Annotated in this window: 19 protein-coding genes and 2 tRNA genes; 11 read left to right on the top strand and 10 right to left on the bottom strand. The window is 43.7% G+C overall.

The features are described from left to right. Position 1: 1 nt before the first annotated feature. Positions 2-1,036: an AI-2E family transporter gene (locus tag ACRRSY_RS15995; RefSeq protein WP_432452246.1), complete on the bottom strand. Its 1,035-nt coding sequence runs from the start codon at positions 1,034-1,036 to the stop codon at positions 2-4. 99 nt (positions 1,037-1,135) lie between these two features. On the opposite strand from ACRRSY_RS15995, the gene ACRRSY_RS16000 reads away from it, so the two are divergent. Beyond that, on the top strand, positions 1,136-1,645 hold the full coding sequence (locus ACRRSY_RS16000) for a 2-amino-4-hydroxy-6-hydroxymethyldihydropteridine diphosphokinase (RefSeq protein ID WP_432452245.1): 510 nt from the start codon (positions 1,136-1,138) through the stop codon (positions 1,643-1,645). Here the strand turns inward: ACRRSY_RS16000 and ACRRSY_RS16005 are convergent. Next, positions 1,571-2,284 carry an SDR family oxidoreductase gene (locus ACRRSY_RS16005; RefSeq protein WP_432463630.1) on the bottom strand — a complete coding sequence of 238 codons (714 nt, stop codon included), beginning with the start codon at positions 2,282-2,284 and terminating at the stop codon, positions 1,571-1,573. The two genes, ACRRSY_RS16000 and ACRRSY_RS16005, sit on opposite strands and share 75 nt — an antisense overlap. An 86-nt stretch (positions 2,285-2,370) precedes the next feature. Here ACRRSY_RS16005 and ACRRSY_RS16010 point away from each other — a divergent pair, with 86 nt between their 5' ends. Continuing rightward, positions 2,371-3,273 (top strand): TIGR01777 family oxidoreductase, encoded by a 903-nt coding sequence (locus ACRRSY_RS16010; protein WP_432452243.1) that lies wholly within the window; start codon positions 2,371-2,373, stop codon positions 3,271-3,273. 58 nt (positions 3,274-3,331) lie between these two features. Here ACRRSY_RS16010 and ACRRSY_RS16015 read toward each other — a convergent pair whose 3' ends face one another. Beyond that, positions 3,332-4,018, bottom strand: coding sequence for a DNA-3-methyladenine glycosylase I (locus ACRRSY_RS16015; RefSeq protein WP_432452242.1), 687 nt, complete (start codon positions 4,016-4,018; stop codon positions 3,332-3,334). A 607-nt stretch (positions 4,019-4,625) separates the two neighbouring features. Here ACRRSY_RS16015 and ACRRSY_RS16020 point away from each other — a divergent pair. The 5 genes from ACRRSY_RS16020 to ACRRSY_RS16040 all read left to right on the top strand — a co-directional run bounded on the left by ACRRSY_RS16020 (position 4,626) and on the right by ACRRSY_RS16040 (position 8,866). After that, a complete protein-coding gene (locus ACRRSY_RS16020; RefSeq protein WP_432452241.1) occupies positions 4,626-5,069 on the top strand; it encodes a MarR family winged helix-turn-helix transcriptional regulator in 444 nt (147 codons plus the stop codon). A gap of 15 nt (positions 5,070-5,084) precedes the next feature. Further along, complete coding sequence (locus ACRRSY_RS16025; RefSeq protein WP_432459835.1) at positions 5,085-6,173, top strand: DUF4405 domain-containing protein; 1,089 nt, start codon at positions 5,085-5,087, stop codon at positions 6,171-6,173. Between the two features lie 327 nt (positions 6,174-6,500). After that, on the top strand, positions 6,501-6,590 hold the full coding sequence (locus ACRRSY_RS16030) for a hypothetical protein (protein WP_439022902.1): 90 nt from the start codon (positions 6,501-6,503) through the stop codon (positions 6,588-6,590). A gap of 577 nt (positions 6,591-7,167) precedes the next feature. Beyond that, a complete protein-coding gene (locus tag ACRRSY_RS16035; protein ID WP_432452239.1) occupies positions 7,168-8,148 on the top strand; it encodes an acetylxylan esterase in 981 nt (326 codons plus the stop codon). Then, positions 8,138-8,866, top strand: coding sequence for an esterase family protein (locus tag ACRRSY_RS16040; protein ID WP_432463631.1), 729 nt, complete (start codon positions 8,138-8,140; stop codon positions 8,864-8,866). The genes ACRRSY_RS16035 and ACRRSY_RS16040 overlap by 11 nt, the downstream gene beginning before the upstream one ends. A gap of 3 nt (positions 8,867-8,869) precedes the next feature. Here the strand turns inward: ACRRSY_RS16040 and ACRRSY_RS16045 are convergent, their stop codons facing one another. Beyond that, positions 8,870-10,729 carry a TIGR00341 family protein gene (locus tag ACRRSY_RS16045; RefSeq protein WP_432463632.1) on the bottom strand — a complete coding sequence of 620 codons (1,860 nt, stop codon included), beginning with the start codon at positions 10,727-10,729 and terminating at the stop codon, positions 8,870-8,872. A gap of 577 nt (positions 10,730-11,306) precedes the next feature. Between ACRRSY_RS16045 and ACRRSY_RS16050 the strand changes: the two genes are divergently transcribed. The 4 genes from ACRRSY_RS16050 (at position 11,307) to ACRRSY_RS16065 (ending at position 15,072) form a co-directional block, all read left to right on the top strand. Further along, a complete protein-coding gene (locus ACRRSY_RS16050; RefSeq protein WP_432452236.1) occupies positions 11,307-12,101 on the top strand; it encodes a transporter substrate-binding domain-containing protein in 795 nt (264 codons plus the stop codon). A 108-nt stretch (positions 12,102-12,209) separates the two neighbouring features. Continuing rightward, complete coding sequence (locus tag ACRRSY_RS16055) at positions 12,210-13,157, top strand: amino acid ABC transporter permease (RefSeq protein ID WP_432459837.1); 948 nt, start codon at positions 12,210-12,212, stop codon at positions 13,155-13,157. Between the two features lie 19 nt (positions 13,158-13,176). After that, complete coding sequence (locus ACRRSY_RS16060; protein ID WP_432456156.1) at positions 13,177-13,902, top strand: amino acid ABC transporter ATP-binding protein; 726 nt, start codon at positions 13,177-13,179, stop codon at positions 13,900-13,902. A 375-nt stretch (positions 13,903-14,277) separates the two neighbouring features. Further along, a complete protein-coding gene (locus ACRRSY_RS16065) occupies positions 14,278-15,072 on the top strand; it encodes a transporter substrate-binding domain-containing protein (RefSeq protein WP_432452234.1) in 795 nt (264 codons plus the stop codon). Between the two features lie 95 nt (positions 15,073-15,167). Here the strand turns inward: ACRRSY_RS16065 and ACRRSY_RS16070 are convergent, their stop codons facing one another. The 6 genes from ACRRSY_RS16070 to gltX form a co-directional block, all read right to left on the bottom strand. Then, entirely contained in the window at positions 15,168-16,622 is a 1,455-nt protein-coding gene (locus ACRRSY_RS16070; RefSeq protein ID WP_432452233.1) for an HDOD domain-containing protein, read from the bottom strand. 241 nt (positions 16,623-16,863) lie between these two features. Next, positions 16,864-16,939: transfer RNA gene (locus ACRRSY_RS16075), tRNA-Ala, on the bottom strand. Positions 16,940-16,960: 21 nt separating this feature from the next. After that, positions 16,961-17,036, bottom strand: a tRNA-Ala gene (locus ACRRSY_RS16080). A 145-nt stretch (positions 17,037-17,181) separates the two neighbouring features. Next, the gene (locus ACRRSY_RS16085; protein WP_432452232.1) at positions 17,182-18,879 is read right to left on the bottom strand and encodes an ATP-binding SpoIIE family protein phosphatase; all 1,698 of its coding nucleotides are present in this window, start codon (positions 18,877-18,879) and stop codon (positions 17,182-17,184) included. Then, positions 18,879-19,190: an STAS domain-containing protein gene (locus ACRRSY_RS16090; RefSeq protein ID WP_432452231.1), complete on the bottom strand. Its 312-nt coding sequence runs from the start codon at positions 19,188-19,190 to the stop codon at positions 18,879-18,881. The genes ACRRSY_RS16085 and ACRRSY_RS16090 overlap by 1 nt, the downstream gene beginning before the upstream one ends. Positions 19,191-19,812: 622 nt before the next feature. Further along, complete coding sequence (gene gltX / locus ACRRSY_RS16095; protein WP_432459840.1) at positions 19,813-21,300, bottom strand: glutamate--tRNA ligase; 1,488 nt, start codon at positions 21,298-21,300, stop codon at positions 19,813-19,815. Positions 21,301-21,511: the final 211 nt, after the last annotated feature.

A 21,511-nucleotide genomic window follows, 5' to 3' on the forward strand; every position in this document is an offset into this window, starting at 1 on the left:
CTTAACTCTCTTTTAGGTCGTCTGGGTGGCTTAAGATCCGTGAAAACCAATGGCCGCTATTACTCGACTCAAGGCCAATTTTTACGATCATGGTTAGCGGCACCGATAGTAACATTCCAACACTACCAAATAACCATCCCCAAAAAATCAATGATAACACTACGACCAAGGAGGACAGACCTAAACCTTTACCCATGATACGTGGCTCCACGATATTACCCATCACCAGATTAACCGTTACATATAGCCCAGCCACCGCCAAAGCCTGACTCGGCCCTAACTGAAGTAGCGCTAATAGCACAGCGGGTACGGCAGCAATCAGCGAGCCAACGTTAGGAATATAATTGAGTAAAAAAGCCAAAATGCCCCATAACACGGCATAATCCAGATCGAGCAAACTCAAGACAATGGTGATGGGGATGGCCGTGCCAAGGCTAATCATGGTCTTAACCGCAATATAACTATTGACCGACTTGAGAAATTTGTTCACCTGCGACATGCGAACATCGGGATTATGAATCGCATCATGTACCCGCTGCGGCATCGTATCGGCCTCTAACAACATGAATATCGTCACCAATAAAATGATAAAAATATTAGCAGCTGCACCACTTAAACCAGTTAAGGTATTGGCGAATACCCCCAATATCACCCCAGGATCGAAATAATCAGTGACCACACTCATCGATAGATCAATATCAAACCTTGCGGCGAAGGTAATCAACTTCGCGAGATGAACCAGTAGCTGCTCTCGGTAGGCTGGAATAGACGATCTAAAATCACTAATAGAGCTCCCCACTACACCAGCCAATAACAAAATAACGCTCACGATCAACAGTAACACTGCCATCACAGCAAGTACCCGCGGGATACGAATACGCGTCAAAAAACTCACCACCGGACTGGCAATAATGGCGATGAATAGAGATAACAAAAAAGGGATCAGCACTGGGGTTGCAGCTTTTAATCCAGCCAATACCACAATCAGGGCAGCTGCGGTCACCAAACCATGGCGTATCGAAGTTGGTTGATTCACCGAACACTCCTAAAATATTATTTGATGCTCAGCAGTTTAGCTTGCATCAGCGCTGGCGAAAAGGCTAAATAAAAACCTATCAATCATCTGGGGTCACCAATGTATTACCTTTGTAGTCTGGGGAGCAATATTCAACCGCTGCAACACATACCGCAGGCAGTAAAGCAGCTCTGTATTCGTTTGCACCCCATCACCTTTAGTGCCTTTATACAAACCGCACCTTCACAACTGCAATCAAAACATGATTTCATCAATGGCTTGGCCTGGTTTCATTCCCATCAATCAGCCCCCACGCTAAAACGTTTTTTCAATCAACTAGAAGATTTTCATGGCCGCAATCGCAAAGATCCCCTCTCCAGTGACAAAGACCGCCCCTTAGATATTGATTTAATCGGCGCAGCTAAGCAGCCTCAATTGTTAAGCCTGTTACATCCAGATGAATTTTTGATCCCACTACATCAACAGTTATTTGGTCAAAACGTCGAGCTACAGCAAGTCGTAGAGTTTGAGTTATGCATTGATCATCAGCCAGGTTTACCATTGGGCCAAGGACCGACCACCATCAACTTTGATAGAACAACCGGTCAAATAGTCGTTTTCAATCAATAAAATCATGGTTTGCCAGATGGGTGTGAAGCCCCCCTCTTTCGCCAAAGGCGTCTGTGCCAATACCTGCTGGCGATGCGCCTTGGTATGTTCAGTTAGGAATTGCATCGGCCCCGGTTCAATCGCATTCACTCGAACCGCAGGCGCCCAATGGGTCGCATAAGACCGCATTAAATTCGCTAAACCTGCTTTCGACGCACAGTAACTACGAAATGCCGAGTGGGGTTGTTCAGCATAAATATCGGTTAACATCACTACACTGCCCTTTGCCCTAACTAAAGCCGGATGCAAGGCTTCATTCAACAATTTAGGAGCCAACATATGCACGGCATACATCGCGTCAAAAAAATCGGCTTGTTGTTCAAGGCTATGTTGTTGCTCATCTTGGAGAAACAATGAAGCATTATGGACCAGCACATCTAAACGAGTACATTGCTGAGTCACCGCTTGAATAAAGGCCAACAAGGACGAACGTTGACTGAAATCGGCTTGGAATAGACTCACGCCACGTGCGCGTAACTCATCTAACCCGCTTCGCTCACTGCGATATTGGCCTATAACCTGATAACCCAAGTCAAGAAATTGATGTGCAAGAAAAAAACCCAAACGGCGGCCAACCCCGGTGATTAAAACAGTCGTCATGCTCTACCCTTCCTATAAAACTCTGCTATTGTTGACTAAATTAAGGCGTAATATTACAAGCTCTATATAAGGAGTTGTGGTTAACGATGAAAATTTTACTCACAGGCGGAACTGGTTTTATCGGTAGCCGACTGGTAAAACATCTACAGTTTAGTCATGAACTAACCGTTCTATCACGTGCGCCCATTAAAGCCTACCAGAAGCTAGGGCACAATCTATTGGCAATCCCTTCGCTCAAGGATTTAACCGACTTAAATGAGTTTGATGCAGTAATTAACCTAGCCGGAGAGCCGATTGCTAATCGACGCTGGACCAAACATCAAAAACAGCAGATCTGCAACAGTCGGTGGCAAATCACGGAACAACTTCTGCTTTTATTTCAACAAAGCCAACAGCCGCCCCATACCTTTATTAGCGGCAGCGCCATTGGCTATTATGGCACTCAAGGAGAACAGGATCTTGATGAATCGAGCATGATTAAGGATGACTCATTTCCTCATCAAGTATGTAAACAATGGGAAGCAATTGCGCTACAAGCCCAGTCAAGTCATACCCGGGTGTGTTTATTACGCACCGGCGTAGTGATGGGCATCGAAGGTGGCGCATTAGCCAAAATGTTGCCAGCATTTAAACTCGGCTTAGGTGGCCCGATTGCCAATGGTCAACAGATGATGTCATGGATCCATATTAGTGACTTGGTCGATGCCGTGATTTTTTTGTTAAAAAATCAACACTGTCACGGCCCATACAACCTTACAGCCCCCACCCCAGTGAGCAACCAGCTGTTTAGTCAAACCTTAGCCAAACAACTAAAGCGGCCCTGTTTCGTGCGAACTCCGGCTTGGTTACTCAACACGGCTTTAGGCGATATGGCCAGTCTCATCACTGAAGGGCAAAAAGTGCTGCCTGCTCGCCTAAGAGAGGATGGCTTTAGCTTCCGCTATAAAGAAATAAATCATGCACTTAAAGAAATCCTGGCGAAGAATTAACGGCAAGTTCACTAAGACGCCGCCAAGAGCAACTCGAACAAGCACTCTTATATAGTGCTCAATCAAGGTTATTCTCACCCACCGAGTATGCGAGCGTCTGACTAATGGTGGCCAAAGGTAGACCACTTTGCAACTGCCAACGGTTAAACACCTGTTGCACCGTATTTAAACCCTTCACACTAGTCGGCTGCTTATCCACAACACCACGATTCACCAAATAAGCCACCACGTCCTTAGACAAAATAAAGGTATCTTTGCCCATTCTTCGCAAGGCATAGGCCGCTGAATTCCCCCCCAAACGAGCGCCCTGCTTTTTTAAATATAGCCACAAACCAACAATATCATCGTTGGGCCAATCCGCTATAAATTTAGCAAAACTGCCATGCTCAGCCGCAAGTTTTAAAATCATCTGCGCGTTGACTGGTACTGTGATTATTTTCTGACGATTACGGATAATGCTGGCATCATTAGATAAACGCTCAATATGAGAATCATCCAGCAACAACATTTTTTCAGGCTCAAAATCAAAAAACGCCCGTTCGAAATCGGGCCACTTGTTTTCGACAACTCGCCATACAAAGCCCGACTGAAAAATCACTTTAGTAAACATCGACAACCAACGGTCATCACTCACGGTGGATAAATACTCAGAACTGAATGGCGCAGTTAAGAGATGTTGCAGTGCTGCATCACCACCTTTACGCTCGGCGGCTCTCTGCCAAATTGATGAAAAATCTTCTACCAAACTACAATCCTTAATTCATTGTCAGTTAAGCGCTCACTACGATTCACTTAAAACCAAGATAGTAAACCTTGTGAGTACTTAGATAAGTAAATTCTATCAGGCACTTATATTCAATGCTGTATTTAAAGCTTTATCAAACCAATTTTACCGAGCCAAAGCGTAAAGTACCCGACCTGTTGGTCGAGATTCTATGGGCAGGGGTATATGCCGCCGTCGCCGAAGGCACCTAGCATGAAGACTGCTTCGCTTTGTCGCTGATGTTTTCAGTGAATTTTATTCACCACTGGCTACCAAGAGCTAATGACGCATTCATATAGAGCAAACAATGAACCGGCAGGCTCTAAAAAATGAACCAACTTGATTGCCCAATTAAAATTAGCCTTGTGTCCTTGCCGCAAGCTTATCCATTTGGTGGGTGCAGAAATACACTAGGCGGCGTCACTCATTCGCTAAACGATGTTGATGCATTTTAAAATACTTGCTTTTACTCTCCTCTCTAAATACACTTAAGCACCTTAACCATTAAGATACTTAAGCATTTCTATTGCCCACTGTTAGCAATCAATGCCAATGCTCTATTTTTAACACTTAAAGGCGCTTAACGAATATGGACCATCTCCCCCAACTGATTACAGCAACATTTCGAGAAATAGCCATTATTCATGAGCGCATGGAAATTATCTTAAAGGAAAACCTGCCATCTGAACTGCCAACCTCCCAGTTCAAATTACTCAATCACCTTATTTACACAACCAACAGCCAAGAGACCGCCAGCCAGCTAGCGAAAAATTCGCATGTGAGTCTGTCTGCGATGAGTCAAATAATTAAGCAATTAAGCAATAAAGGTTATGTTTCCTTACAGATCCGCGACCACGATGCGAGAAAAAAAACAATTTTAATAACCGAACAAGGACGTATCGCTCACCAAAACGCCTTAACGCAGATTGATATTGTCCTTAAATCATTTGCCCCTAATTTTAGCCTGGTCGACATTCAACAACTGTTCAAATTAATCAATCAGTTTCGCCGCGAGTTTGAACAACACACTTAGTTATGGAGAAATATTATGCGTGAACATTCAACACATGCGCTACCTTCGGCTTCTAGGTCAAAAACCAAAAAACGAAATGGTAATAGTCGATCTTGGGTGAGTATTAACCTTGTTGGCGCATTAATGGGCATGGCCGTTACTGGTGTACTTTCTTATGGAATGGCTTATAACGAAATAATAGCAGGTATACATACTTGGTTCGGTATTGCATTCATCCTGTTAATGGCATTCCATTTACGGAACAACTTTAGAGTTATCCTCACTTATTTAACTCAGGATAAAGCTAAGCTTTGGTTAACCACCAGTGTGGTGAGTATATTAAGCCTTACGCTCGGAGTCATATTAGCAGTCCCACCATTTAGTAGCGTATTAAGCTTTGGTCAAGAACTTCGTAAATCAGTGACTCTTAGTGAAGGAAGTTATCAAACATTAACCACCCACATTGGCAGCAATGGTCTTCCAATTTCAATTGAATTGCGTAAAGGGGAGCACTATGAGTCGGAACCACAAGCACTGTTTTTAGGCATGACTTACACCACTGTGCCCCAGGTCGCTTTTTGGATTGAAGATTTGGCCGGTCACTATATTGATACTTTATACGTTACTCAAAAAACCAGTAATGGCGGTTTTATTCCTAACGAGGATCTATTTGGCTTGGTGAGTCGCCCTGAAGCCCTCCCCTATTGGGCACATCAACGTGGAGTAAAGTATAAAAACAACCTCATGGTGCCGGATGCTAATAATACTGATTTAGATGGCGTGACTGGTGCAACTCCCCTCGGAAACTACGATATTAACAGTAAAGTGAACAGCGCTTTGCGACAGTTTAGAGTGATGATGGAAATAAATCGCTCTTATGATTTCAATTCTTATTACACCAAAGACAAATATCCTCAAGACCCTATTTATAGTGGTTCTGGTTCATCTGGACAACCCTCGGTGATCTATGCAGCATCAATCGATTTAGATGATCCACAAAGCACTTATCTAATGAAACCGATAGGTCATGGGCATTATTCTGGGGCTAACGGTATTCTATATACAAACATGACAGGTATCGACACCGCCTTGCAATTGGTTCAACGTGTCATTATCGATATCTAAGATGCGAATCTTCGTTTAAAAGTCCTATAACCCTGGAATAATGGCCAATATCTCTCGTGAAAACAGCCGCAATGCATCGAGAGTTTTGGCCTTTATACAAACCTTTGGTCAATGCTTGGGAGCGGCCTTTATCGGCATCATCCTTGATATTCTGAAGTTCAGGCGAAACAAGTTTAAAATTGGTGCATAAACACAATGACCAAATTAACAAGGGATCAACTTCATGTCCTCAAACACCGAGCACAATTACGGCGCCTATAATATTGACTCCAAAAGCTGTCCCGCAAGGGCTTTTTCGATAGCTTCGCAGACAGTTGGATACAACTTATCTTAGAGCTACTCGCAAAAGGTTCACGCCGCTTCAATAGGATAAAAAGTGAGGTGAAAGGCATTTCCCAGAAAATACGGTTCTGGTGACTGTTGAGTATCAGCCCTCCCTTGGAGAGTCCTTTTCCAAAACGATAAAAAACTTTGCGCGTTGGACTGAGCAAAACACTTATCAGGTAAAACTGGCTCAAACTTCCTATGATGCTAGTCATCCGGGCAAATAATGTCGCAAAAAGTAAAAGCCTCAGGGATCTTACTGAGGCTTTTTATATACTAAACATGCTTGTTAGCTTCGCTCCGTTATCCAGCTTCGTTTTCCACTGCGACCAGCAAAAATGTCGAGTTAAATATTTACCGTCCACACTTGACACTAACTGCGTAATATTTTTTGCATTATCCCCGCTCCAGATGGATCGGTAATATTACAACGCGACCAAAGCCACCTTCCGAGACGGTGACGACTGGAGTCTAGCATTCAAAACCGGCCCTTGGCTTGTCTTACTGCTGCAACCCGCTCACTGCAACTATCAAACGCCAGCCTCACTACCGCAATGAATCGCGAGGACCAGTTGTTGATTTTTTTAATATTAAATACAAGCATTGTCTGGAAAAACGTCATATAAACGGTTTATAGTTTTCATGAGTTGATTGCCGAGACCTGCCTATCATGCCAAGCAAACTAAAGCATCCTTTTGAGTTTGAGCCCGATTATGGCTTTAGTTTGCCCGAACTAGATGCACTTCAGCCAAATGACGCACCTGAAGATTTTCAGTCGTTTTGGCAACAAAAGTATCGACAAGCCTTAGCGGTTGCGCCCTATCTTTCGCTACAAGATACTCAGCAGGTTCGTGGTTCCTGGCGCATTTTCGATTGTTATTACAACTCTACCAAGCAAGTCCGTTGCGGTGGCTGGTTACTACTGCCAAAGTCTGGCCACATTAATGCAGCCATAATTAGTGCGCATGGTTATGGTGGCATTCGTGAGCTTAACTCAAGGCTCTCGCTCAAACATACTGCGATCTTAATGCCTTGTGTTCGCGGCATTGGCCGCAGTGCCAAAGCGCCGATATCTGATAACCCAATGTGGCACGTATTACATAATATCCAAGACAAACAACGTTATATCATCGGCGGATGTGTACAAGATTTGTGGTGCGCAGCGACTGCTCTAATCCGTTTATTTCCACAAGTGACTAACAACCTGGGATTTATGGGGAGTAGCTTTGGTGGGGGGCTTGGCATTTTTGCCTGCGCCTTTGATAAGCGAATTCAGCGGGCGCATTTCCATGTCCCCACTTTTGGTAATGTACCACTCCGCTTAAAATTACCCACCCTCGGCAGCGGCGCAGCCTTGCAGCAATTTTATAACGCTGAGCCTCAGTTGGCGCTGTCGACCCTACGTTACTTTGATTCAGCAACCGCCGCCCGTTATCTCAGCATTCCCAGCCATTGGGCCTTAGCCTTATTCGATCCCTGTGTTGCCCCCCCCGGTCAATTCTCTGCCTACAACCAAGCGCCGCAGCCAAAGCAACGCTTTTTGCTTAGGGCTGGTCATTTTGATTACCCCACAAAACAACAGCAACGCCAACAGTTAGAGCAAGAGCTGGAACTTTTTTTTGAACCTTTGAGTGAACCTTATGAATCGTGAATATCATCGATGGTGGAGTCCCAACCTCAACCGAGACATGGAACTGCTTATATTTGGCCACGCAGGCGCAAAAGTATTAGTTTTCCCAACCCGTGGCGGCCGCTTTTATGAATATGAAAACCTGGGCTTAGTGAATGCTATTGCCCCCAAAATAAACCAAGGCCAATTACAACTGTATTGCGTAGATAGCATCGACGCCGAAAGCATGTATTGTTTTTGGGCGCACCCTTCGGGGCGAATTACCCGCCACCAGCAATACGAAAATTACATATTACGTGAGGTGCTTCCGCTGATGGCCGCAAAAAATGAACATCCCTGCACAATTTCTCATGGCTGTTCACTGGGCGCTTTTCATGCCGCGAATATCGTGTTTCGCCATCCTCATCTATTTAATAAATTGGCAGCCTTTTCCGGGCGCTTTGACCTGACTTGGCAAGTAGAGTCGTTTACTGATTTATTTGATGGTTTCTACGATGAAAATATTTATTTTCATACACCGACCCATTATTTGGTAAACATGAATTGCCCAGAACGGCTCTCAGAGCTGGCCAATACCGAACTGGTCTTTACCATTGGCAACCAAGATCCCTTCCTGCAAAACAATCATGTGCTCAGTCACATTCTACATCACAAAGGGATTAAGCATCATCTGGTTGAATGGGAGGGGCGAGCTCACCGTGGCCGTTACTGGCGACAAATGACCCCGCTATATTTGTAAATTCTAGCGCCTCACGATCACTGTCGCTTCCAGCTGCAAAGGCTTGCCTAATTGTTGGATGATTTGATCTTTTAGTTGATCTAACTGAGCATCGTTCACCGCATGAGATGACACAAGTTGCAAACTTAAGACCAGCGGCTCAACACTTTGCACACGCACCGAACGAACCAATAAAAACTCAAAGCTTTGCCCTTGCAAGCGCTGCACGATATGCGCTTCTTCAGACCAACGCATAAAACTAAAAGCCAAAGGAATACTAACCACCGTCACCGCAAGCAAGGCAATTGCTAAACCTTTCTTCGCTCGCGTAAAAGGAGCAAAACCCAGTGCTAAAAAAGTTAAAGCCGCAGAAAAGACAATTCCCGCAAAGTTAGTTAGAAATAATAAAAATGCACCGCCCGCAACATTCAGATCAAACCAGCCAAGACCGATCCCGGTGACCGCCAGTGGTGGAACCAAAGCCACCGCAATAGCAACCCCCGCCAAGCTTTTGGCCGCATCAACACGTGCATGCGCATAGGCACCAGCAATGCCGGAGATAATAGCGACCGCCAGATCCAGTAAATTGGGACTCAATCGAGCAGCAATTTCAGAAGTGACAACTTCCATAGGCATAATGAAGCTGGCCAAGGCAGCAAACCCCAAAGCAACAAACAAACCAGTCGTTAAGCTTGCGATGCTTTTAGTCATCAAGCTAGAGTCTTGTCGAGTTAAGGCCATTGATAAAGAAATAATAGGCGCCATCATCGGTGCCAATATCATTGCCCCAATAATCACCGGTGCAGAATTTGCAAACAAACCAATACTCGCCAATAAAGTAGACAAAATCATTAACATCAAAAAGGCTGACGAGGTGGTAGCATTGTCACGTAGCAATTGGTAAAGCTCTTTAAACTCTTCAGTTGCAGCATGCGCGATTAAAGGCAGTGGATGTGCGGCCATTGCGGCAATAGCCTCTCCCCGAGGAAGTTTGCCAATCTTACGATTCTCTTTGACTGCCGTGACATTATCTAGATAAACAAAATCGGCAGAAGGAAGCAGCCGTAATTGCCGATGACAGCATTCAACATGCAGCCGTTGACTGGATGCTTTGACACCATCGAGCCAATAGTCAAACTGATGATTCGCTTCAATTTCAATCGATTTAGATTTGATCAAACTAAGAAAGCTCGGTTTTTTTACCACCCGACCAAACATGGCTAACAATAAAAAACGTAACATTTCCATGATGCTACGTGGCGCTATCAACATACTTTGCAACATACCGTCATTAGCGTGGGTGTCCTGTAAAATTTGCTTCGATAACATCGAGCCATGAGCATGTTCAAGTATCACTACGCCGACTACGGTGGTGTCTAAAATTGTCTCACTGGCGGTCGTTAAACGCAGTCGTTGAGGCATGATCTTTGAGACTTTAAGAAGGTTACGCCAAGTTTGCAGCACCCGTTGACGCCATGGCGCGTTATGACCACCAGGACGCAAATTAAAACTATGCCCAACCACCAGATGATTCAACACAACCAGCCCATTACAACGTAATACGTCTACGTTGATAGTGGGTGCCGTCTGTAAATGATTTATCGACTTTTCAAGATCAGAGCTTAAAGCAAAACCCCGTTTCGCATGACTCGCAAGAGGGTGTGGCAAGATGGCAAGAGTCCATCCTTGTTCAAGCGCTAAAGCAATTGCCAATGACAATTGCGCGTCACTTAAATAGCAATACACGAGGCTATCCGCTTCAAATATTGGCGGCTGTTGTGGATCCCATCCCTTGGGTAGTACCACCTGAGTAAATAGTGGTAAAATTTTATTGCTGACCAAGTCATGCTCAAGCGGATCAAATAATAAGAAACTATCAGCCATTCGCCTATCCATATCTAGCATACAGCCTCCCAGGATCTGTTGAGGCGACTTCATTAACCTACAACAAACTAAGCCAATCACCCAGTCATTGCAACACGACTAATAAGCTATTGCATGATTAAAAAACTCAATGGAAATCGTCAAAAATAGTAATGTAAACCGAATAAAGGCGAGCTTAGCACCAATTTATATCACTTTGCATAAGGCGTTATTGGAGAGCCTAGACAACTTCGGTATCTTCAAGCGCACGCGGTTATTTACTCCAAAAAAAACATTGCCGAATAACATTTAACCATCAATTCGCTGTGATTTAATCATATCTAAGATTTTCCAACTAGTTCAGCCGATGACAAGCATTTATCATAAATCTAAAAATAAGCCTATTTAACCAACTAAATGGCTGTTTACTTAATAATTATTCTACTTTTATGCTTTTTTACCCCAAAGCCGATACTACCTTTTGTTAGTATATTCTGCTATAACATCCCTAAAAGACGATGGCGTATCACTGTTTTGAACGGATTAGACAGAACATGGCCACAATAAAAATAACTACGAAAACACAACAAGGACAACTATGAAACGTGTCATTCAATCGGCTATTGCCACTCTCACACTACTCTCTAGTGCCGCATTTGCGCAACCAAGCTTATTACAAGAAATTTCTCAGTCAGGAGAACTTCGCACCTGTTTTGATGCTGGTTATATGCCTTTCGAAATGAAAGCCAAAAATGGTCAATTCATTGGTTTTGATGTCGACTTAGGTAAGCAAATGGCACGAGCGATGGGCGTAAAATATGTGCCAGTCAACACTGCTTGGGATGGTATTATTCCCACCTTGTTGACAGGTAAATGTCATCTCATTATGGGCGGTATGACAATTACGCCACAACGTAACATGCAAGTTAACTTTGCCGACCCTTATGTGGTGATAGGTCAATCTATTCTGCTTAGCCCTAGCTTAAAAGGAAAGGTAAGCAGCTATCGGGATCTAAATGATGCCAAATACACCGTCGTAACCAAACTTGGTACCACAGGCGAAGGCGCAGTGAAACGCTACCTCCCAAAAGCCAAAAGCAACTTATTTGAAAATCAATCGGATGCTGTACTCGAAGTCACCAACGGCAAGGCGGATGCTTTCGTCTACGACTTACCTTTTAACGCCATCTATGCCGCCCAGCATCAAGGTCAATTGGAGCACCTAGACCAACCCTTCACCTACGAACCCCTCGGTTGGGCAATCCGCCAAGGCGATCCAGATTTTCTAAACTTTTTGAACGGCTACCTACGCCAAATCAAAGGTGATGGCACTTACCAACGGATCTACGACAAGTGGTTTAAAGATGACGCTTGGTTAAAACAAGTACAATAGATAGATCTCGGTGGCTGGCTTATCCAGCCACTTTCTTTATGTAACGAGGGGATAAACCTCAAAGTTACGCAAAGTTATGCCATATATAAAGAAAAATAAGAGCTTCAGATGAAAACTCTAACAAAAAATATTCTCTGGAATGGTCTATTTGCTGCCATTCTCATCAGCCTGTGTGTACTGATTTATCTTTCCGGTAAAAAAATTGACTACAACTGGAATTGGCAACGGGTTGTTCCCTACATAATCAATACCGAAGCATCTAGTATTACCGCACCGCAAGATGGAAGTATTCACAGCGATGCCTCGGGAAAACTAGCACTAGTATCAGATAGCGGTGATATCCTGGTAAAACTCAGCGATTACCAAAATGTAACCGTATATGAAGGCGACCTAGTATTCGAAGGTGATCAGCTCGCATCCTCAGAATCCTGGCGAATGGGTCCGTTAGCGGAAGGTCTAATTGTGACGATCAAGATCTCCATCTGGTCGCTATTCTTCGCAATTATCATCGGGCTAATGGTGGGTTTAATGCGTATCGCTGCCAATCCAACGTTGGCGAAACTAGCGGTTACCTATATTGAGATCATTCGCGGCACACCGTTATTGGTACAAATTTTTATCGTCTACTTCTTTATCGGCACCGTGTTTGATATTGAACGCTTTACTGCTGGAGTCATCGCTCTGTCGGTGTTTACCGCCGCCTACGTAGCGGAAATAATCCGTTCGGGGATCCAATCGATTCCCAAAGGACAAATGGAAGCGGCTCGTTCTCTAGGTATGAATTATGCCCAAGCGATGATTAATGTCATTTTGCCACAGGCCTTTAAACGTACCCTGCCCCCAATGGCAGGCCAATTCATTAACCTAATTAAAGATTCTTCCTTAGTCTCGGTGATCTCAATTACCGACTTAACCAAAGCAGGCCGAGAAGTGGTCAGTGGTAGTTTCGCCCCTTTCGAAGTTTGGTTTACTGTTGCCTTGCTCTACTTAGTACTCACCAGCAGTTTATCTTGGGCAATTCAACGCTTAGAAAAGAGGTTAGCAGCCAGTGACTAAAGATTATCAAGGCGATGAAATGATCGTCGCAAAAAAAATCAATAAAATTTACCCCAATGGCTGTCACGCTCTAAAAGACGTTTCAGCAACCGTGTCTCGCGGTGAGGTGGTGGTAATCGTGGGCCCTTCAGGTTCGGGTAAATCAACCTTCTTACGTACCCTCAACCAACTGGAAACAATTAGCAGCGGAAGCATCAGCATTGATGGAACCGACATGTACGCCAAGGGAACCAATATTAATAGCTTACGCGAAGAAGTTGGCATGGTTTTTCAAAACTTCAACTTGTTCCCGCATAAATCTGCTTTAGGCAATGTGATGTTAGCGCCGCTCAAAGTCGCTAAACGACCTAAAAAACAAGTAGAAGATGAAGCTAAAGCCTTAATGCTTAAAGTCGGTCTCTCGGAACGTATGAATAACTATCCATCGCACTTGTCTGGCGGGCAACAGCAACGAGTCGCTATCGCTCGTGCTTTAGCGATGCAGCCCAACATTATGTTATTTGACGAACCAACCTCAGCGCTTGATCCAGAGATGGTGGGGGAAGTTCTGGATGTAATGAAAGGCCTGGCCGCTGACGGCATGACTATGGTGGTGGTCACCCACGAAATGGGCTTTGCCCGTGAAGTGGCAGACCGAGTACTGTTTATGGAGGACGGTGAATTGCTCGTTGAAGATTCACCTGAAAAGTTCTTCGACCAACCCGCTCACCCACGACTACGACAATTTTTGTCAATGGTGTTATAGACCCACAGCGGCCCAGCAAACTTGGCTTTGCTGGGCCGCCGATGCCCGATGCCTCACCTAGAAATACTCTTAAAACCAACAAAAACCAATAAGTACAAAAAAATATATCCAACTAGCAATCAGCCCTCATAAAGACATAAATCAAACAATTTCTCAGTTCAATGCACCTGCCCTGGCAATTTCATCTAGTAATAACGATAAAAGCCTTGATGAATTAAAAATATCTAGGGTTTAAATGAACAGGCGATGACTATCACTAATCAGTTTATTCTGCTATAAAGATGTAGGATAAATTGGATTTATCTCTACATTGACAAACAAAACAGCATATAAAATCCAAAATAAGCCAAACATAACCACACAACAAGGACGACTATGAAACGCGTTATTCACTCGGCGCTTGCCGCCATCACCTTACTATCCAGCTCTGTATTTGCGCAACAAACCCTATTACAAGAGATAACTGAAGCAGGTGAACTACGGGTCTGTTTTGAGGCCGGTTATATGCCTTTTGAAATCAAAGCTAAAAATGGTCAATTTATCGGTTTTGATATCGATTTAGGCAAACAAATGGCTCGCGCTATGGGCGTTAAATATGTGCCAGTTAATACTGCTTGGGATGGTATTATTCCAACACTACTCACGGGTAAATGCCACATTATTACTGGCGGAATGACCATTACGCCACAACGTAACATGCAAGTAAACTTCTCAGACCCTTACGTAGTCGTTGGTCAGTCGGTATTGTTAAATCCAAAACTGAAAGGCAAAGTAAGCAGTTACCGAGACCTAAATAGCGACCAATACACCGTTGTGACCATGCTCGGTACCACCGGTGAAAGCGCCATTAAACGTTACCTGCCAAAAGCTAAAGTTAACTTATTTGAGTCTCAAGCTGACGCCGTATTGGAAATAGCCAATGGCAAAGCAGATGCCTTTATTTACGACTTACCCTACAATGCAATTTATAGTTCGCAACACCAAACTCAAGTCATTCATCTTGACCAACCCTTCACCTATGAGCCTCTCGGTTGGGCCATACGCCAGGGCGATCCTGATTTTCTAAACTTTTTAAATGGCTACTTACGCCAAATTAAAGGGGACGGAACCTATGATCGAATCTATAACAAGTGGTTTAAAGACGATACCTGGTTGAAACAAGTTCAATAATCACGCCGTTGTTAATCACACCAAGGAGGCTGAACATACTCAGCCGCCTTGATTTATGATTTTAATATCAAAACCATATCGCGACAGTAAGCATCCTATTTTAAAATGACTGACAAACATAAATTAGTTTGCTTGGCAAAGTGTACAAAACTGTCGAAGTCCTCCTTATTGAGCGGCTCAGCACCCGATCCCACAAGCCTATCGGCATAAATCATCGCGATACAGCGTCCTTCAATAATTAACGGTGCTAGAAAGAATGGGCCCGCTTGAGTGATTCGACGGATCTGATTATTTAGCAAGCCTTCAAAACGCGAACCAGTCGCATTATTCATCCAGATATTACGTTTATCTCGATAGGCTTGAATAAATACCGTATCAGCCCCTTTTAAGCTCAATTGAAAATCAATTTTGTCTTGCTCTGGCTGTGGGCTTGCCACGAAACGAAGCTTTAGCGCGTCATGTGCCGGATTCACCATCAGAACCATCACTCGGTTCATCTCAATCCCCCGCTGGATCCCTTCCATCGCAGTATGGATCACTAAGTTTAAATCAGGATTTTCAGTGGTGACTAGCGTAAGTTCACGCAATAACTGCAATTGTAAATGTTGTTTAGATAAGACATCACTTGCCGTTGCATCTGAAAGGTCATCCAATTCCAGAGGTGGCGAGTCACCAAAGTTTAAGTAGGGTTTAAGTACAATTGCACCATACGAGACGGCCAATTGTCTGGTTTCCTCAGAACAATGATTGACCATTTCAATCAACTTAGGCATCGGCAACTTCATTTGTTCTGAGATCAACTTAAAAACTTGCTGGCGAGCAGCTAGATCTTGCTCAATCATCGCTTTACTAAACTGGTGAGCCAAATGAATACAACGAAACTCAGGCGAGCGACGCTCCGGCTCGGCCAATGACTTCACTAACATCGGCCCCATATTCCAATGACTCGCCAAACCAATACTCAGTTGAGTAAAATTAGTCCCTAGTAGCTTTGAGACTAACTGCTGTTCTGGTTCTTCATTTTGCTGTAACTGCTGTTCCAGCTGTTCGGTAATGCTGCCCCCCATACTCCAGAATGCGACCTCACCTAGGTTATGCAGCAATGCCGCAATATACACCTCTTCCTGCGTATCTTCGGCATAATCCGCCAACATCATCTTCGCCAGCATCGCCGCATGAAAAGAGCAGGCCATTAGCTTTAACACTCGCTGGTATACCGCCTCGCTAATACCTCGACTAGACAATAACCCATCAATCATCCGAGCAGTAATGCAAATATGCTTCAGCCGATCATAGCCTAGGATCACCGCCGCGCGACTTACGGTGGTGATTTGAGTTCTCCCTCGATTATAACTGATGCTATTCACAACCCGCAGAATACGTGAAGTTAGCCCATGATCATGTAATACCGATTGTCCCAATACAGCCAGAGAGGAAGTGTCATCTTTTGCGAGTTTTTCCAATAGGCGCACTGTAGCCGCAAGTGCGGGTAACTCATGCTCGCTGATCCTTTCTACCCATTGTTGAGTACCGAAGGTGTGTTTATGCATACTCTGAATTCTTATTTATAGAACCTAGAGTATGGCTGGCAAACCCCAAAATTAGCCAGTTACTTGGTCATTTTTGTTATATAAGTCAATCTATTAATAACAAAATAGATATTAATTGCAGGGAATACTCAAGGAAAAGACCATCGCTCAGAACAAACCACAAAACGGCTGAAATCGTTACGTCACTGATTCAAGGTTTAATTGAAGCCAAGCAAAATAACGAGCCGAACAGTAATAGAATTGGTGGAGCTACGCGGGATCGAACCGCGGACCTCTTGCATGCCATGCAAGCGCTCTCCCAGCTGAGCTATAGCCCCGAAAAACGGTAGGGTGTGAATTGGTGGAGCTACGCGGGATCGAACCGCGGACCTCTTGCATGCCATGCAAGCGCTCTCCCAGCTGAGCTATAGCCCCAAGTCACATCACTTTCTTAAGGCGTTTAAACCTGAAAGCGAGCAGAATTCTAAGCAGCAGAGGTTTAAGTGTCAACCGCTTTTTAGTGGAATCATGCCAGTTGCTCATTTAGTCAACGATTTACACGTAATTACTTTCATCTCGTTCAATATTGACAACGATACACGGCTCTAGCAAAAGATCCCTGTTTAGAAAATTCAAGTGATTCGCATAGCGATGCGACCAGCGCCAAACCACGACCAGAATAAGGCCATTGCTCGCAAAGTTGCGACACCTGTGTCTCATCAAAACCAAGTCCACTGTCCTCAACCTCGATGATAAACTCACGACTTTCATCAGCTTGGTACTCAATCGAGATATTAACCCACCCCTGTTCAAGCTGAACCGCCCGTTGTTTTCGCATTTGATAATACTCAGCGAAACCATCCGTGGAGTTTTTTAGAGACGAGTCTAACGCTAATACCCCATGTTCAAAGGCATTGTTATATAACTCGCTAACAATACAAAAAAGTATATTTCGATCAGTTTCATTCACCGACAATTCTTGTAATGTCGTCATCAACAACGGAATAGGAGTTATTCTTTGTAAACGCTGCGCATCTAAACTAAGTTGCCAACGCCATCGACCTTCCGCTCGAGGAGTTGCAGGGTAGGCATTTTCAGCGTACAGACCAGCACGACTCAATAAATCAGGGATCTCCACCATACTAATATCATCCAGTTGACTCTCTCCACCACAAAACTGGTCTAAATGTTGCTGAATACTGGCAATAAACGAGGGTTGTTGCTGCGGGTCCATAATCGCCTGTTCAACGCCTTGCAGACCAAACATTTGTTGCTTAGAGTTAAGCGCCTCGGTCACACCATCACTAAACAGCAACACATGATCCCCCTTTAGCCATTGAATAACGTTTAAATTAAACTCAACATTTTTATCAATCCCTAAGGGAATATTATTAGAACTGATCTGTTCACGGATCTGCTGTTGCTGTGAATTAAAAATTAATAAGTCAGGCATTCCAGCATTCCATATTATCAGCGACTGCTGCTGCACCGAAGTTTCAACGAAGGTGGCAGCCATAAACATCCCGGTAGGCAGCAACCGATAGAGCCGTTGATTGATTTGTTTTAGAATAACCTCTGCTGAATATCCTTTACGAGTCATGCTATAAAAGATGTCAGCCACTGGCATCGCGCCAATCGCAGCTCGTAAGCCATGTCCGGTAAAGTCACCAAGTAATACATGAATATCACCATTTGGACGATACTCTGCAAAAATCACATCCCCAGAAAACCTTGACGCACTACTCAAAAAAATTAATAGTTCATGATCTGCACAACTAGAACTAGACACCGCATTGCTAAATATTCGCTCAGCAAATTCTTCTTCCTCATGAAATTGTCTATTTAATTGATTTATTTCGTTGTAGATAGCTTTACTGCGCTCAAACCCTAACGCTTTTGCTTTCAAAATAGATTGATGTACAGGCTTAAGTAACACGTCGTCTCCGCCACAAGCGATGCACTTTACCAAAACATCAACTTCTGTTTGAGCGGTTACAAATAGCACCGGAGTATAGCGCTGGCCACTAAGCAGCTTTATTTGCTCGGTTGCCAAGTAACCATCCAACTGTGGCATAAACACATCGATAAACACGATGTCGATGTGTTGTTGTTCAAACGCAGCCACCGCCTGAACACCGTCTTCTGCATAAACCACTTGATAGCCGATTTCACTGAGCGCTTTTCCTAACAATAGGCGATCGATACGAGCACTATCCACAACCAGCGCATTACCTTTCACTTCACGCTGAAGAAAACTCAAGTGATGACTATCTGCCACTAGTTTTCAATCTTGAGTAATTTATCAAAGTTTGCGACCTCTAAAATTTTTAAGATAGCAGCGGAAGGTTTGCGAATCGTAAAGGCTTGAGCGTTACTTTTCTCCGCATGTTCTTTCAGTAATAACATCATCCCAAGTGCCGAACTATCCATATATTCAGCCTGACTTAAATCCAGAACTAACCGAAGGCCTTCAACCGAAACATGCTCATAACAAGCGCGGAATTCTCGATGTAGAGAATAATCGAAGCGACCAGATACACAAATAATTAATAGGTCAAGCTCTTGACTTAATTGGCTCGTAATAGACATACCCACTCCTTTGAGGTCATTATTTTAAGTAAATGGCACCTTACTCGATAAACCGATAAAACCTGTCAGGCACCGTTCTCTTATTCGTACAACTCGCTGTTTTATTTCATAAAACAAAGCGTAACTACGATTTAGTATTACCCACCATAGCAAATATTCAATTAAAAACTTTGAACCACGCACATTATTAACAAAAAGGATATTTAACTCTTCGTTCGACCTAGGTTCAACACAAACGGTTCAAGCAACAGTGTTACTTTTGACACCATTCCCCAACAAATCAACAACAAGGTGCAAAATTGATGAGACCTAGATGTGATTTTGTTAACTCAAAACACACTCAAGAAACAAACTGTGAAGTGTTTCATGGTTTTAACTAGTCCGCTTGTTGCAAGATGAACCATCTACTGATGCATTTTAAAGGAACACGATGAGTATCAAACTTCAATTGCAGTTTCTGCTAGCGCTAGGTTTATTGGTTACAGCCTGCGGCAGTGTATTATTGGTATAAGAAGATTTTAGAAAGGAAAGCCAACTCATCGAGTTGGCTTTTTTATAGCGATTTGAATAAATATTTTGTCACAACGGTCTCTAAAACCAATTCGGGACTTATTTTGCAGATCTAACAACTTGCTTTATAGGCACGATAGGCTTTGTCTAGCGACTTAGCTTGCTTCTTACTCACACCAATATGACTGAGCGCAAAACGTAAGCGTGCGCGACTCATATCCGAGCCCAGTATCGCCATCGCGTCAACCACCGAGCTTGAACTGGTTTTACCGGTAATCGCGACAAATACAGGCTCTAGGAAATCACGAATTTTCACATCAAGATAAGCAGACAACTGTTTCGCCACCGCAAATACAATGTCTTTATTCCACTGTCGCTGTTCTTCTAATTGCCAAATGAACATTTGTAAAAGACGACGAACTTGTTCTTCTTCAAGTTTACCCGCTGTTAACAGTTCTGGCGCATATTCAGGCATGCCGGCAACAAAGTGACCCGCTAATGGTGCTAAATCACTCATCACCTCTAGGCGCGCTTTAGCTTGTGGAATAATTTCCATTAAGGTGTTTTGATTGTAGGCCCACTCAATCAATCGTTCTGCCAATTGTTGATCGCTTAACTCTTCGCGGATCCACAAGCCATTAAGCCACTTCAACTTATCAACATCAAATACCGGCCCACCTAATGAAACACGTTTCATATCAAAATGTTCAATCATCTCTGCCAAAGTGAACTTTTCACGCTCATCAGGCATCGACCAGCCCATACGCCCTAAATAATTGAGTAAGGCCTCAGGTAAAAAGCCCATTTTACGGTAATAGTTAATGCTGGTTGGGTTCTTACGCTTACTTAATTTACTCTTATCAGGATTACGTAATAACGGCATATGCCCTAGAATCGGCGCTTCCCAAGCTAAATCTTGATATAACTTGAGTAACTTAGGCGCTGAGTTCAGCCATTCTTCACCCCGAAAAACATGTGTGATCCCCATTAAATGATCATCAACCACGTTGGCTAAAAAGTATGTGGGTAAGCCATCTGCCTTAAGCAGCACTTGCATATCCACTTGCTCCCATGGGATCTCGACTTCACCTCGAAGATAATCATTAAAACTGAAGCTACCTGACTCAGGGATTTTCATGCGCACCACGTAGGGTTTCCCTTCAGCCAAATAAGCAGCAACCTGTTCAGCGCTTAAATGTAAACCACGACCGTCGTACTTAGGCTGTAAGCCTTCAGCCATTTGTTGCTGGCGCATTTCATTAAGCTCGTCTGCAGTTGCAAAACAATAAAATGCTTTACCTTCATCAACTAATTGCTGTGCATATTGCTTATAGATGTCACTGCGTTCACTTTGACGATAAGGACCAACGGCACCGCCGCAGTCAGGACCTTCATCCCAACTTAAGCCAAGCCAGCTTAAACTATCATATATCGCTTGTTCCGATTCTGTAGAGCTACGAGCTTGATCTGTATCTTCAATACGTAAAATAAATTCACCACCGTGCTTCTTAGCAAAACAGTAATTAAATAAGGCAATGTAGGCGGTCCCTACATGTGGGTCACCAGTTGGTGAAGGCGCAACACGAGTGCGAACTGTCATGAGTATTCTCTAAGTCAATAATTAAGCAATATGAATGGCGCGAATTTTAACACACTAGCAAGAATTCGCTAGATAAGAGCAGCCTCTGCGAGACTAAATCCAGTGGAAACTTTGTATCTGCTTGCCGTGAAAGCAATCAATTTGATGAGATTTTGCACAAGCAGTCAGTTTCCTTAAAATTTGCGTTGACACACTCGTAGACCACCCTATA

Source organism: Agarivorans sp. QJM3NY_33 (assembly GCF_050870865.2).
Classification (GTDB): Bacteria; Pseudomonadota; Gammaproteobacteria; order Enterobacterales; family Celerinatantimonadaceae; genus Agarivorans.